Consider the following 14,183-nt stretch of genomic DNA (forward strand, 5'->3'; position numbering starts at 1 on the left):
AACTACTCGTCGCCCGCTCCGTCGCCGCCGGGGGTGGGGCTGACCCCACCTCGGATCCGGGAGCGGGCAGGATGGGAGCCGCACCGGCGCCTCGCGAGGCTGGGATCATGAACGAGACATCGCCCACCACCGAGGCCGAATCGACGCCCGTGCCACCCGAAGACCTCCCCGCCGCACCCGCGGACGCCGACGACCGAGCCGACACGGATGAGGGCGCCGGCACACCGCCGCCCGCCGTCCGCCGCCGCTCCTTCTACGCCGACGCCTGGCGCCACCTCCCGCGCGACCTCGGGTACCTCGCCCTCACCGCGCTGCTGCTCGCCACCGTCTACTTCGCGCTCCCCACCGCGGTCTACAGCCTCTTCGACTCGATCCTGTGGTCCGCGTCCGGGCTGTTCGCGGCCGTCGCGCTCCTCGTCGCGCTGTTCGCGGCGCGCGGGCTGGGCGCGGTCGAGCGGGTGCGGATCGGGTGGGCCGAGCCCCGCCCCATCCGCCCGGTCGACTGGACGCCCAGGTGGCAGCAGAACCGCGCCATGCGGATCCTCTCGGCCGTCGCGAACCCGCACTACTGGCTGCACCTGCTGCACGCGGTCGTGGTCTACCCGCTGGTGTCGTTCGTGACGCTCGGCGCGGGCGCCCTGCTGGTGGCCGGGTTCCTCGGCCCGATCGCCGGCGGCATCGCGATCCTCGGCTACGGCTGGCGCTTCGAGCAGGTGCTCACCGACCACGGCTACGACGCGGGACGCACCTTCGCGCTCGCCGGCGTCCTCGGCGTGACCGCGATGATCCTGTCCGTCGTGCTGCTCCCGCTCTGGGCGCGCGGCGCCGTGCTCGCCCACTACTGGACCGACCACGCGCTCCTCGGCGGCTTCAAGTCCGACGCCCTCGAGCGCCGCGTGCAGGGCCTCGAGCAGTCCCGCGCCGGAGCCGTGACGGCCGAGGGCCAGACGCTCCGACAGATCGAGCGCGACCTGCACGACGGACCGCAGCAGCGGCTCGTGCGCCTCCGCATGGACCTCGCGGCCGCCGAGCGCGCGCTGGACACGGATCCGGAGCGGGCGAGGACGCTCATCGCCGAGGCCTCCGAGCACGCGCACGACACCCTCGAGGAGCTGCGCGCGCTGTCCCGCGGGTTCGCCCCGCCGATCCTCCTCGACCGCGGGCTCGTCGCCGCGCTGGAGGCCCTCGCGTCCCGGGCGACCGTCCCTGTCGCGCTCGACGTCCACCTGCCCGAGGCCCTGGTGCTCCCGACCGAGGTCGAGCGCAACGTCTACTTCACCGTCAGCGAGCTCCTCACCAACGTCGCGAAGCACTCCGAGGCGACCCGTGCGGACGTCACGCTGGTGCTGATGCGCGACTTCGACGGCGCGCGGATCCTCGTGGCCCGCGTGACCGACGACGGCCGGGGCGGCGCCTCCGTGCAGGAGGGCCACGGCCTCGAGGGGCTCGTCGGGCGGATCGGCGCGCTCGACGGCGACGTGAGCATCTCCAGCCCGCAGGGCGGACCCACGCGCATCACGGCACGGGTGCCGCTGCTCACGCTGAACGGCGTGCCGACCGACGGATCCGCCGGCACCGGTCCCGAGGCGGGCGGACCGGTCGCCGCATCGCCCGACCCCGCCGCGTGAGCGACCCGCTCGCTACGCTCGGGACCATGGACGACCGCCGGGATGCAGCGCGCATCCGGGCCGCCGTGGTCGACGACGCCGTGCTCCTCCGCGAGGGGCTCGCGCGCGTGCTCGTCGAGGCCGGCATCGACGTCGTCGCGCAGCACGCGGACGCCGCCGGCTTCCTCGCGGCGCTGGCCGACGACGCCCCCGACGTCGTGGTTATGGACGTCCGCATGCCGCCGACGTTCTCCGACGAGGGGATCCGCGCCACGGTCGAGGCGCGCCGCCGCGTGCCGGGGATCGGCGTGCTCCTGCTCTCCCAGTACGTCGAGGCCGCCTACGCCGAGGAGGTCTTCCGCAGCGGCACGGCCGGCATCGGCTACCTGCTCAAGGACCGGGTGACCCGGCTCGAGGAGATCGACGACGCCGTGCGCCGCATCGCGTCCGGCGGCACCGTGCTCGACCCGGAGGTGGTGACGCAGCTCATGGCCCGACGACGCGATCCCCTCAGCGCGCTGACCCCGCGCGAGCGGGAGGTGCTCGCGCTCATGGCCGAGGGCCGCACCAACGCGGCGATCGCGCGGGCGCTGGTCATCGGCACGGGCGCGATCGAGAAGCACGTGACGAGCATCTTCTCGAAGCTCGGCCTCGAGGACACGGGCGAGGACCACCGCCGGGTGCTCGCCGTGCTCGCGTACCTCGGGTGAAGGCCGGGCGACGCGCCCGTCGTCCTCCGCGCCGCCTCCGAACCCCGACCGACCGAAAGGAACCCCATGCCCCTCATCCGCATCGACCTCGTCGAAGGACGACCCGACGCGCAGATCACCGCGATCGGCGACGTCCTCATGCGCACGCTCGTCGACGTCTACGGCCTCCCGGAGCGCGACCGCTTCCAGATCGTCACCGAGCACGCGCCGGGTCGGCTCACGGCCCTCGACGTCGGGCTGGGGATCGAGCGGTCCGAGCAGGTCGTGATCATCCAGATCTTCACGCAGGCCGGCCGCAGCACCGAGGAGAAGCAGGAGTTCTTCCGCACCCTCGCGGCCTCCCTCGCCGAGGTCGGCGTCGCCGGCGAGGACCTCGTCATCGGCTTCGTGGAGAACACCGCCGCCGACTGGTCCTTCGGCTTCGGCCGCGCCCAGTACGTGACCGGGGAGCTGCAGAAGCCGGGGAGCTGAGCCCGGCGGACGCCCGGGTCCGCTCAACCCAGCGCGCGCCCCATCTGGATCCGCCGCCCGAGCCGGTCGAGCCCGAGCCGCGCCTCCGTCTCCACGAGGGCCAGGTGGAACGTCGTCGCGGGCGGCTCCTCCGCGAACCCGGCGCGGGCGTAGGCGGTCGCGTTCCACGGCACGTCGGCGAAGGTGCGCAGCGTGATCCGCCGGTGGCCGCGTCGCCGGGCCTCATCCGCGGACGCCTCGACGAGCGCGCGCCCGTGGCCGCGGCGGCCGTGCTCGGGCGGCACCGAGACCTGCTCGAGGTGGGCCAGGCCGTCGATCTCCAGGACGTGCGCGAAGCCGACGAGCGCGCCGTCGGCCACGGCCGCATCCTCCGCGACCAGCAGGGACCCCGGCTCCGCAGCGCGAGACGCTCCGGTCGGCGCGGGCGGCCAGACCTCCGGCCGCAGCAGGTCGACGAGCAGGCGGTCGGCGTCGTCCTCGATCCGCTGCAGCGCGACGAGGTCGGCGGCGGTGGCGAGGCGGATCCGGGTGGGCACCGGAGCATCGTACGAGGGGCGCGTGCGGGCTCAGCCCGCACGCGCCCCTCGTCGCGTCTCCGCGGGTCCCGCTAGTCGGCGTCCACCACGATGACCGTGACCACCGGCGTGCGGCGGTGGCGGCGCTGGAGCCAGCGCTGCAGGCCGTCGCTCATGGCGCGCTCGGCGGCGACGCCGTCGAGGTGGCGCTTGGCGGCGGCGTTCTTGAGGGCGGTGCTGATGGCGGCCTCGGCCTCGGGGATCCAGCCATCGTGCTCCACGAAGCCGCGCGTGATGAGCTCGGCCGGGTGGATGAGCTTCTGCTCCTTCTCGTCGAAGATGCCGAGCACGGTGATCTGCCCCTCGGCGGCGAGCGTGCGGCGCTCCTCGAGCGCCTCCTCGGTCGCGACGCCGATGGTCATGCCGTCGACGAAGACGTAGGGCGCGGGCACGCGGCCGGAGATCGTGGCGCGGCCGTTGACGAGGTCGACGCTCACGCCGTCCTCGATGACGAGCGCGTTCTTCACGCCCGTGCTCTCGGCGAGCGCGGCGTTGGCGACGAGGTGGCGCCACTCGCCGTGCACCGGCAGCACGTTGCGGGGCTTGACGAGGTTGTAGCAGTACACGAGCTCGCCGGCGCTGGCGTGGCCGGAGACGTGCACCTTCGCGTTGCCCTTGTGCACGACGTCGGCGCCCCAGCGGATCAGGCCGTTGATCACGCCGTAGATGGCGTTCTCGTTGCCGGGGATGAGCGAGCTGGCGAGGAGGATCGTGTCGCCCTCGCCCACCTCGATGATGTGCTCGCGGCGCGCCATGCGGCTGAGCGCCGCCATCGGCTCGCCCTGCGAACCCGTGCAGATGAGCGTGACCTTGTCGTCCGGCAGCTTGTTCAGCGCCTTGAGGTCGATGACGAGGCCCTTGGGGATGCGCAGGTAGCCGAGGTCGGACGCGATCTTCATGTTGCGGACCATCGAGCGGCCAACGAACGAGACCTTGCGGCCGTACTGCTCGGCGGAGTCGAGCACCTGCTGGATCCGGTGCACGTGGCTCGCGAAGCTGGAGACGACGATGCGCTTGGGCGCCGTGCGGAACACCTTCTCGATGGCGGGCGTGAGGTCCTTCTCGGCGGTCGTGAAGCCGGGGACCTCCGCGTTGGTGGAGTCGGTGAGGAAGAGGTCCACGCCCTCCTCGCCGAGGCGCGCGAACGCGCCGAGGTCGGTGAGGCGGCGGTCCATCGGGAACTGATCCATCTTGAAGTCGCCCGTGTGCAGGACCATGCCGGCGCCCGTGCGGATCGCGACGGCGAGGCCGTCGGGGATGGAGTGGTTCACGGCGACGAACTCGAGGTCGAACTTGCCCGCGGTGATGCGGTCGCCCTCCTTCACCTGGCGGGTGACGGGCTTGATCTTGTGCTCCTCGAGCTTCGCGCTGATGAACGCGAGCGTGAGCCGGGATCCGATGACGGGGATGTCGGGCCGCTCCTGCAGGAGGTAGGGGACGCCGCCGATGTGGTCCTCGTGGCCGTGCGTGAGGACGATGCCCGTGATCTTGTCGAGGCGCCCGCGCAGGGTGCTGAAGTCGGGGAGGATCACGTTGATGCCGGGCTGGCTCTCCTCGGGGAAGAGCACGCCGCAGTCGACGATGAGCAGCTCGCCCTCGTACTCGAACAGCGTCATGTTGCGGCCGACGTCGCCGAGGCCGCCGAGGGGCGTGACGCGCAGGCCGCCGCGGGGCAGGCGCCCGGGCTTGGCGATGTCGAGGGCGTGGGCGTGGGACGTGGGAGGCATGGTGCCTTTCTGGTCAGGTCGTGCGGGTGATGCCGAGGTGCGCGGGTCGTGCTCGCGCGGTTCGTGCGTGGAGACGGTGCCTCCGGTGATGTCAGGGGCCGTCCGGGTGGACGGGTGGTGCGGCGCCGGGTCGCGGGCGACGGGGGCGATGCGCGTCGTGCGGGTGCCGTATCGCGCCCGGTCGGATCAGGGACCAGCCGGTGTCGGCTGAGGTCCGTGTCACGGTGGTGAGCGGCGGCGCGCGATGCGCGGTCAGGGTCGAGTCTCCCATGCCCGGGACGGGGAGTCCGCCCGGGCGCTCCGCGAGCCCGCTCCGGGAGCCCGCTCGGGAGCCGAGGTGACGGCAACCCTCACTTCACGTTAGGGTTGCACCAGGAGCCCCGCTCCGATCCCCTTCCCCCTCCCGCGGCCCGCCCGGCCGCCCGTCACCCGCGCGACGACGCGCCCTCGAACCTCATTGGAGCGGGCGCGATGCCCGCCACAGAACGGAGCCCAGCCATGGCCTCAGGAACAGCCACCCCCACCGTCCCCGCGCCGCCCGTGCGGCATCCCAGCCCCACCGTCCTCCAGGCGCTGCGGAGCCCGCGCCTCCTCAGCCGCGAGGTGCTCGCCGGCCTCGTCGTCGCGCTCGCGCTCATCCCCGAGGCGATCTCGTTCTCGATCATCGCGGGCGTGGATCCGCGCGTCGGCCTCTTCTCGTCGTTCGTGATGGCCGTCTCGATCGCGTTCCTCGGCGGCCGGCCCGCCATGATCACCGCGGCCACGGGCGCCATCGCGCTCGTCGTCGCGCCGGTCGTGCGCGACCACGGCCTCGACTACCTCATTGCGACCGTCATCCTCGGCGGCCTGCTGCAGATCGTGCTCGGCCTCCTCGGGGTGGCGAAGCTCATGCGCTTCATCCCGCGCTCGGTGATGGTCGGGTTCGTCAACGCGCTCGCGATCCTCATCTTCTCCGCGCAGATCCCCAACCTCGTGGGCGTGCCGTGGCTCGTCTACCCGCTGGTCGCCGTCGGCATCGCGATCATCGTGCTGATGCCGCGGATCACGAAGGTCGTCCCGGCGCCGCTCGTCGCCATCGTCGTGATCACCGTCGCGGTGGTCGTCACCGCGCTCGCCGTGCCGACCGTGGGCGACGAGGGCGCGCTGCCCGACAGCCTGCCGACCCTGTTCATCCCGGACGTGCCGCTCACGTTCGACACGCTGCGCATCATCGCGCCGTACGCGCTCGCCCTGGCGCTCGTCGGGATCCTCGAGTCGCTGATGACCGCCAAGCTCGTCGACGACATCACCGACACCCCCTCGCGCAAGACCCGCGAGACGCTCGGCCAGGGCGGCGCGAACATCCTCTCGGGCCTGTTCGGCGGCATGGGCGGCTGCGCGATGATCGGCCAGACGATGATCAACGTGAAGGCATCCGGCGCCCGCACCCGCATCTCCACGTTCCTCGCCGGCGTCTTCCTGCTGATCCTCGTGGTCGGCCTCGGCGACGTCGTCGCGATCATCCCGATGGCCGCGCTCGTGGCCGTGATGATCATGGTCTCGGTCGGCACGTTCGACTGGCACAGCATCCGGCCGTCGACCCTGCGCCGCATGCCCGTCGGCGAGACGCTCGTCATGGTGCTCACGGTGATCGTCGTGGTCCTCACCGACAACCTCGCGATCGGCGTCATCATCGGCGTGATCGCCGCGATGATCGTCTTCGCCCGCCGCGTCGCCCACTTCGCCACGGTCGAGCGCACGGAGCGCACCGACGAGGACGGCGCCCCGGTCGCGCACTACGCCGTGATCGGCGAGCTGTTCTTCGCCTCCAGCAACGACCTCACCACCCAGTTCGACTACGCGGGCGACCCCGAGCGCGTGGTCATCGACATGACCGGATCCCACGTGTGGGATGCGTCGACGGTCGCCGCACTCGACGCCATCACGTACAAGTACGAGCGCCACGGCAAGCGCGCCGTCATCAGCGGGATGAACGACTCGTCCGCCGCCATGCACGGCCGCCTCGCGGGGGAGCTCGGCGCGGGGCACTAGGGAGGGCGGCACCGGCTCCTGACCGAGGCCGCGGTCGACGGCGAAACCGGCGATCGACCGATGCTCAGCGCACGGCGTCCGCCACCACGAGGCCGTCCTCCAGGCGCACCACGCGGTCGGCGTCGTCGATCACCGCGCGGTCGTGCGAGACGCACACCACGGCGACGCCGCGGGACGCCTCGGAGCGCATGATCGCGCGGATCCGCTTCGCGCTCGCGGTGTCGAGGCCCGTGGTCGGCTCGTCGAGGAGAAGGAGGCCGGCGCCGCGGGCGAGGCCCTGCGCGAGCAGCGCGCGCTGCCGCTGGCCGCCCGAGAGCGCGGCGAATCCCTGCGACGCGAGGGGGATCAGGCCGAGGCGGTCGAGCGCGTCGTCGACGGCGCGGCGCGCGTCCGGGTCGAGCCGGCGCCACCGGTGCACGCGGCCCCAGGCCCCGACCGTCACGACGTCGCGGACGGTGACGGGGAGTCGGTCGGATACGGCCGTCCGCTGTGGGACGAAGGCCGCGGGATCCGCTGCGGTCCGGGTGCCGGAGGTGGGTGGGCGGGTCCCCGCGACCACCTCCAGCAGGGTCGACTTGCCGGCGCCGTTCGGTCCCGCGATCACGGTGAGCGCGCCCGGCATGAAGTCGAGGTCCACCCCGGCGAGGGCGGGATGGGTGCCGAGCTCGACGCGGATCCCCCGCAGGACGGCGGCGGGCGCGGTGGGCCTCGAAGATGGCATGCGACCAACACTACTCAGTTGATAAGCATTCTCATTCTCGACTAGGGTCGGCGATCGTGTCGTTCCTCACCCGCGGAATCCTCGAGCCGTTCGCGCTCGACTTCCTCCAGCGCGCCCTCCTCGGCGGCGCGCTCGTCGCGATCCTCTGCGGCGTCGTCGGGACGTGGGTCGTCATCCGCGGCATGGCCTTCCTGGGGGAGGCGCTCGCCCACGGGATGCTCCCCGGGGTGGCGCTCGCCACGGTCCTCGGGCTGCCCGTGCTCGTCGGCGGCGCGCTCAGCGCGGTCGCGATGAGCCTCGGGATCGCCGCCCTGCAGCGCCGCGGCCGGCTCTCCTACGACACGAGCATCGGCCTGCTGTTCGTCGCGATGCTGGCCCTCGGCGTCGTGGTGATCTCCCACTCCGGCAGCTTCGCCACGGACGCGACCGCGATCCTCTTCGGCGACATCCTCGCCATCGCGCCCGTCGACATCGCCCTGCTCGCGGGCGCGGCCGTCGTGGGCCTCGCCGTGGCGTGGGCCTTCCACCGGCCGCTCGTGGCGCTCGCGCTGGATCCGCGCATCGCGGCCGTGCTCGGCCTCGGCCCCCGCTCGGCGCAGGCCGCGCTCGTGGGCCTCGTGACCCTCGCGGTCGTCGCGTCGTACCAGGCCGTCGGATCCCTGCTGGTCGTCGGCCTGCTGCTCGCGCCGGCCGTCGCGGCCGGGCACTGGACCACGCGGATCCCGACCCGGATGGCGCTCGCGGCCGCGCTCGGCATCGCGGCCGTGTTCGTGGGGCTCCTCGTGTCCTGGCACGCGGCGACGGCGGCCGGCGCGTCGGTGGCGGCCACCGCGATCGCCGTCGCCGGGCTCTCGGGTGCCGCGCGTGCGGGCCTCACCGCTCTGCGCTCGCGTCCGGTCCCCGCATCCCCCGCGGCCCCCGCGTGATCGCCCTGACGTCCGCCCACCGCACCCCACCCCGAACCCGAGAGGACCACGTGCGCTCCCGCACCACCGCTCCCGCACTCCTGGCCGGCCTCGCGCTCGCCCTCACCGCGTGCTCGACCGCTCCCACCGACGCACCAGCCACAGATCGAACTGCCGACGAGCAGGGCGAGGGCCACGGCGCCGTCACGGGCGCCGCCGAGCTCTCGGAGCCCCGCCTCGGCCTGACGAGCATCGATCCCACCGGCGCAGTCACGCACCTCGACCTGCTCGACGAGTCGGTCACCGACCTCGGCTCCATCGGCGCACCGACCGCGATGACCTCCGACGGCCGCTACCTCTTCGCCCAGACCGACGCGGGCGTCGAGATCGTCGACAGCGGCGTCTGGACCTGGGACCACGTCGACCACTTCCACTACTACCGCGCGGATCCGCGCCTCCTCGGCACGGTCGAGGGCGCGGGCACCGCGACGGTCGCGACCACCAACCTGTCCACGACGGGCGGCACGGGCCTCTTCTTCCCCGACTCCGGCGAGGCCGTGCTGCTCGACACGGAGGCACTGTCGAAGGGCGAGGTCGAGGAGCTGTTCCGCCTCGACGGCGAGCCCGGCCCCGGCATGGTCGTGCCCGTCGGATCCAGCGCGCTCGTCACCGAGGGGCAGGGCGCGGACGCGACCGTCGTCGGCCACACGGCCGAGGGCGAGCGCACCGGCCTCGTCGAGCCGTGCCCGGATCCCGCGGGCACCATCACGACACGCGTCGGCGCCGTCATCGGCTGCGGGAACGGCGCGCTCCTCGCCACCCTGACGGACGACGAGCTCGCGGTCGAGCGGATCCCCTACCCCGAGGGCACCACCACGCCGCCCGCCACGTCCTTCGACACCCGCGAGGGCCGCCCCACGGTCGCCGGCCTCGCGGGCGACCAGGGCATCTGGTTGCTCGACACCCGCGAGCGCGCCTGGACGTTGCTGCCCGCGCCCGCTCCGCTCGTGCACGTGACGGCCGTCGACGACTCCGACGACCACCTGCTCGCCCTCACGGTGGACGGCCGCGTGCTCGTCATGTCCGCGGGCGACGGCGCCGTGCTCGCCGACACCGGACCCCTCGTGGCCGACTCGTTGGCCGCCGGCCGGATCCCGACCCTCGTCGCCGACCAGCAGCGCGCCTACCTCGCGGGCCCGGTCGAACAGCGCCTGCACGAGATCGACTTCGCCGACGGCGCCCGCGTCTCCCGCACCTTCGACACCGCGACCGAGCCGGCGTTCACCGCGGAGAGCGGCCGATGAGCGGGCGCGGGATCCGCAGGGCGCTCGCCGCGACGGCCGCGGCCGCGACCGCCCTCGGGCTCACGGGCTGCGCGGCCGCGGGCGACGACCGGCCCACTGTCTACGTCTCGACGAACATCCTCGGCGACGTGGTGGAGGAGCTCGTCGGCGAGGAGGCGGAGGTCGTGACGCTGATGAAGCCGAACGCGGATCCGCACTCGTTCGAGATCTCCGCGCAGCAGGCCGCGGGCCTCCGCTCCGCCGACCTCGTCGTCTCCAACGGCCTCGGCCTCGAGGAGGGGCTGCAGCAGCACCTCGACGCAGCTTCCGCCGCCGACGTGCGGACCTTCGTCGCGGGCGACGCCATCGAGGTCCTCGACTACGGCGAGGGTGACGCGGCCGGCATGCCGGACTCCCACTTCTGGACGGATCCCGCCCGCATGGTCGACGTCGTCGACGCGCTCGAGCCCGTGCTCTCGGGGATCGACGGCGTGGATCGCGCAGGGCTCGCCGCGCGCACGGCCGCCTACCGCGGCGCGCTCGAGGCCCTCGACGCCGAGATGACGGCCGCGTTCGCCGCGATCCCCGCGGAGCGCCGCGCCCTCGTCACCAACCACCACGTCTTCGGGTACCTCGCCGACCGCTTCGACTTCGAGGTCGTCGGCGCCGTGATCCCCGGCGGCACGACCCTCGCCGCGCCGTCCGCCAGCGACCTCGCCGACCTCGTGTCGGCGGTCGAGGAGACCGGCGTCCCCACGATCTTCGCGGAGTCCTCGCAGCCCGACCGCCTCGTGCAGGCGCTGGCGAGCGAGGCCGACATCCGCGTGGAGGTGGTCGAGCTGTTCACGGAGTCCCTCACCGGACCCGAGGGCGGCGCCCCCGACTACCTCTCCATGATGCGCGTCAACACGCAGCGCATCGCCACCGGGCTCTCCCCTTGAGCGCCTGCGATCCATCACACAGAGAAGGAACCACCATGCGCACCCCACGCCTCCGACGGGCCGGCTACTCCGCCGTCGCCCTGGGACTCGCCGCGACGCTCGCGGCCTGCTCCACCCCCGCCCCGGAGGGCTCCCCCACCTCCGGGTCCGCGGCCGGATCCGGCGAGGCAGTCGGACCCCGCGTCGCCGTCTCCTACGAGGGCGGCATCCTCGTCCTCGACGGCGAGACCCTCGAGACCGTCTCGGACTTCGACTCCGAGGAGTTCACCCGCCTCAACCCCGCGGGCGACGACCGGCACGTCATGGTCACGATGAGCGAGGGCTTCCAGGTGCTCGACACCGCGGCCGGCACCGGCGACGAGCCCGAGCTGACCGACATGGTCTTCGAGGCCGACACCCCCGGCCACGTCGTCCGCCACGCGGGCAAGACGATCCTCTACGCCGACGGGACGAGCGACACCACGGTCTTCGACACCGCGGACCTCGCCTCCGCCGACGGCATGCCCGAGGTCGAGACCATAGACGGCGTCGAGGCGCACCACGGCGTCTCCATCGTCCTCGAGGACGGGACCTTCCTCACCACGGTCGGGAACGCGGACGGCCGGAACGGCATCGAGGCCCGGGACGCGTCCGGCGCGGTCATGGCGCAGAGCGACCAGTGCCCCGGCGTCCACGGCGAGGGCACCGCGGCCGGCGAGGTCGTGGTCTTCGGCTGCGAGGACGGCGCGCTCCTCTACGACGACGGCGCGATCACGAAGCTCACCGCGCCCGACCAGCCGTACGGCCGCATGGGCAACGCCTATGTCAGCGAGACCAGCCCGATCATCGTCGGCGACTACAAGTCCGACCGCGACGCCGAGGGCTACCTGCTCGAGGCGCTGACCCTGATCGACACCGAGGCGAGGACCTACGAGGTCGTGGACATGCCCGAGGGCGTCGGCTACACGTTCCGCGACGTCGCGCGCGGCCCGGACGACAAGGCGTACATCATCGCCTCGGACGGCCGGATCCACGTGCTCGACCCCGCGACCGGCGAGCTGACCGACGCGTACCCCGTCATGGACGCGTGGGACGGCCCCGCCGAGTGGCAGGACCCGCACCCCTCGATCGTCGTCGCCGACGGCATCGGATACGTCTCGGAGCCGTCCGCGAACACCGTGCACGCGGTGGACCTCGCCACCGGCGAGGTGCTCACCAGCGCGACGCTCGACGTCACGCCGAACGAGATGGCGGTCGCCGCCGGCTAGGTCTCAGCCGATGGCCCGGGGCGCGGGGCCGCCGGTCCCGCGCCCCTCCTGCGCGCCGGACAGGCGCGGGGCCTGCGGGGTCGCTCGATATCGTGGGCCCATCCGCGTGACCCGCGCGGCAGCACGAGGAGGAGCCCCCATGAGCAGCTACGCCGTCACCGATCCGACCACCGGCGGGACCGTCGCCGAGCATCCCGAGATCACCGACCAGGAGCTGCAGGAGGCCATCGCCGCCGCCGAGGGCGCGTACCGCGGCTGGTCGCGCCGCACCTCGATCGCCGAGCGCGCCGCCCTCGTCGCGCGCGTCGCCGAGCTGCACGTGGAGCGGCGCGACGAGCTGGCCCGGATCATCGTGCGCGAGATGGGCAAGCCGCTCGACCAGGCGCTCGGCGAGGTCGACTTCGCCGCCGACATCCACGCCTACTACGCCCGGAACGCCGAGGAGTTCCTCGCCGACGAGGCCATCGAGCTCGCCGACGGCACCGGATCCGCGTTCGTGCGCCGCTCCGGCCTCGGCGTGCTGCTGGGGATCATGCCGTGGAACTTCCCGTACTACCAGGTCGCCCGGTTCGCCGCTCCCGCGATCGTGACCGGCAACGCGATCCTGCTCAAGCACGCGCCGCAGTGCCCGGAGTCGGCGGAGGCGATCCAGCGCATGTACCGCGACGCGGCCGCCGAGCTGGGCGCCGACGCGGGCGTCTACGTGAGCGTGCTCGCGTCGAACGCGCAGATCGAGGGCGTGATCGCGGACCCGCGCGTGCAGGGCGTCTCCGTCACGGGATCCGAGCGGGCGGGCGCCGCCGTCGCGGAGATCGCCGGCCGGCACCTCAAGAAGGTCGTGCTCGAGCTCGGCGGATCCGACCCCTTCATCCTGCTGTCGACCGACGACCTCGACGCGGCCGTCACCGACGCCGTCAACGCGCGACTCGACAACAACGGCCAGTCCTGCAACGGCGCCAAGCGCTTCCTCGTGATCGACCACCTCTACGACGACTTCGCCGCGCGCTTCACGGAGCAGCTCACGGCCGCCCAGCCCGCGGATCCGATGGCCGACGGCACCCTGCTCGGCCCGCTCTCCTCGCGCGCCGCGACCGAGCGGCTCACGGAGCAGCTGGCCCGCGCGGTGGATCAGGGCGCGACCGTGCTCGCGAGCGGCGAGCCGGACGGCAACCTCTTCCCGCCCGCGGTGCTCGCCGACGTGACGCCCGAGATGGACGCCTACCGCGAGGAGTTCTTCGGGCCCGTCGCCGCGCTCTACCGCGTCGCGTCGGAGGAGGAGGCGGTCGAGCTCGCCAACGACACCCCCTTCGGCCTCGGTTCGTACGTCTACACGACGGATCCGGAGCAGGCGCTGCGGGTCGCCGACGGCATCGACGCGGGCATGGTCTGGGTCAACCTCGTGCTCGGCGACGCGGCCGAGCTGCCCTTCGGCGGCGTGAAGCGCTCGGGTTCGGGCCGCGAGCTCGGCCGCCACGCGGTCGATGAGTTCGCGAACCGGAAGCTGATCCGCATCGCGTGAGGCGCGTGCCGGGCAGCGGCGCGGGGGCCGTGACGGGGGCGCGCAGTCGTCCGTGAGGTGCGGTCGGCGAATACCCTTCACCCATGACGGATCCGCCGGACACCGCCCTCCGCCCGCGATCCCGCGCCTGGCGGCTCGGCTGGCTCAGCCTCATCGGGCCCGTGGGCGTCGTCGCGTCGATCGTGGCCGCGTACTGGGGCCTCCAGCCGCAGCTCCTGATAGGGGTGTTCCCGTTCTCGGCGGCGTCGATCGCGACGTTCGTGATCGGCGTCGTGGGCGTCCGGCGGGGGATCGGCGACGCTCGGCGGCACCCCGCGGAGCGGCCGCGCCTCATCGGGGGCGGCATCGCGGTGGCCTCCCTCGGGCTGCTCGCCTCCGCGGCCGTCGTGCTCGTGATCGGCGGGATCCTCTTCGCGCTCTCGCAGTACTGACCGCACTGGCGGCGG

13 protein-coding genes are annotated in these 14,183 nt (G+C 73.3%); 10 read left to right on the forward strand and 3 right to left on the reverse strand.

Features of this window, described 5'->3' with window-relative positions; genetic code table 11:
* Positions 1 to 107: 107 nt before the first annotated feature.
* From K0V08_RS11880 to K0V08_RS11890, 3 genes are all read left to right on the forward strand, one after another.
* The gene (locus tag K0V08_RS11880; RefSeq protein ID WP_079530893.1) at positions 108 to 1,628 is read left to right on the forward strand and encodes a sensor histidine kinase; all 1,521 of its coding nucleotides are present in this window, start codon (positions 108 to 110) and stop codon (positions 1,626 to 1,628) included.
* Between the two features lie 26 nt (positions 1,629 to 1,654).
* The gene (locus K0V08_RS11885; RefSeq protein ID WP_079533574.1) at positions 1,655 to 2,317 is read left to right on the forward strand and encodes a response regulator; all 663 of its coding nucleotides are present in this window, start codon (positions 1,655 to 1,657) and stop codon (positions 2,315 to 2,317) included.
* Positions 2,318 to 2,383: 66 nt separating this feature from the next.
* Positions 2,384 to 2,788 carry a tautomerase family protein gene (locus K0V08_RS11890; RefSeq protein ID WP_011931390.1) on the forward strand — a complete coding sequence of 135 codons (405 nt, stop codon included), beginning with the start codon at positions 2,384 to 2,386 and terminating at the stop codon, positions 2,786 to 2,788.
* A gap of 23 nt (positions 2,789 to 2,811) precedes the next feature.
* Here K0V08_RS11890 and K0V08_RS11895 read toward each other — a convergent pair whose 3' ends face one another.
* Together K0V08_RS11895 and K0V08_RS11900 are read right to left on the reverse strand one after the other, a co-directional pair.
* Entirely contained in the window at positions 2,812 to 3,324 is a 513-nt protein-coding gene (locus K0V08_RS11895; protein WP_079530896.1) for a GNAT family N-acetyltransferase, read from the reverse strand.
* Positions 3,325 to 3,395: 71 nt separating this feature from the next.
* Positions 3,396 to 5,090 (reverse strand): ribonuclease J, encoded by a 1,695-nt coding sequence (locus K0V08_RS11900; protein WP_011931392.1) that lies wholly within the window; start codon positions 5,088 to 5,090, stop codon positions 3,396 to 3,398.
* Positions 5,091 to 5,588: 498 nt separating this feature from the next.
* Between K0V08_RS11900 and K0V08_RS11905 the strand changes: the two genes are divergently transcribed.
* A complete protein-coding gene (locus K0V08_RS11905; protein WP_079530898.1) occupies positions 5,589 to 7,121 on the forward strand; it encodes a SulP family inorganic anion transporter in 1,533 nt (510 codons plus the stop codon).
* A 64-nt stretch (positions 7,122 to 7,185) separates the two neighbouring features.
* On the opposite strand, the gene aztA is transcribed toward K0V08_RS11905, so the two are convergent.
* Complete coding sequence (gene aztA / locus K0V08_RS11910) at positions 7,186 to 7,842, reverse strand: zinc ABC transporter ATP-binding protein AztA (protein ID WP_079530901.1); 657 nt, start codon at positions 7,840 to 7,842, stop codon at positions 7,186 to 7,188.
* 56 nt (positions 7,843 to 7,898) lie between these two features.
* On the opposite strand from aztA, the gene aztB reads away from it, so the two are divergent.
* The 6 genes from aztB (at position 7,899) to K0V08_RS11940 (ending at position 14,168) form a co-directional block, all read left to right on the forward strand.
* A complete protein-coding gene (gene aztB, locus K0V08_RS11915) occupies positions 7,899 to 8,768 on the forward strand; it encodes a zinc ABC transporter permease AztB (RefSeq protein ID WP_079530904.1) in 870 nt (289 codons plus the stop codon).
* A 50-nt stretch (positions 8,769 to 8,818) separates the two neighbouring features.
* Entirely contained in the window at positions 8,819 to 10,051 is a 1,233-nt protein-coding gene (locus K0V08_RS11920; protein WP_079530907.1) for an ABC transporter, read from the forward strand.
* Positions 10,048 to 10,971, forward strand: coding sequence for a zinc ABC transporter substrate-binding protein AztC (aztC, locus tag K0V08_RS11925; protein ID WP_172405414.1), 924 nt, complete (start codon positions 10,048 to 10,050; stop codon positions 10,969 to 10,971). Before K0V08_RS11920 ends, aztC begins: the two co-directional genes overlap by 4 nt.
* Positions 10,972 to 11,006: 35 nt before the next feature.
* Positions 11,007 to 12,218 carry a zinc metallochaperone AztD gene (aztD, locus tag K0V08_RS11930; RefSeq protein WP_079530909.1) on the forward strand — a complete coding sequence of 404 codons (1,212 nt, stop codon included), beginning with the start codon at positions 11,007 to 11,009 and terminating at the stop codon, positions 12,216 to 12,218.
* 139 nt (positions 12,219 to 12,357) lie between these two features.
* Positions 12,358 to 13,737, forward strand: coding sequence for an NAD-dependent succinate-semialdehyde dehydrogenase (locus tag K0V08_RS11935; RefSeq protein ID WP_011931399.1), 1,380 nt, complete (start codon positions 12,358 to 12,360; stop codon positions 13,735 to 13,737).
* An 83-nt stretch (positions 13,738 to 13,820) separates the two neighbouring features.
* On the forward strand, positions 13,821 to 14,168 hold the full coding sequence (locus K0V08_RS11940) for a hypothetical protein (RefSeq protein ID WP_011931400.1): 348 nt from the start codon (positions 13,821 to 13,823) through the stop codon (positions 14,166 to 14,168).
* The last annotated feature ends 15 nt before the right edge of the window (positions 14,169 to 14,183 follow it).

It is taken from the genome of Clavibacter michiganensis (genome assembly GCF_021216655.1).
Lineage (GTDB): Bacteria > Actinomycetota > Actinomycetes > Actinomycetales > Microbacteriaceae > Clavibacter > Clavibacter michiganensis.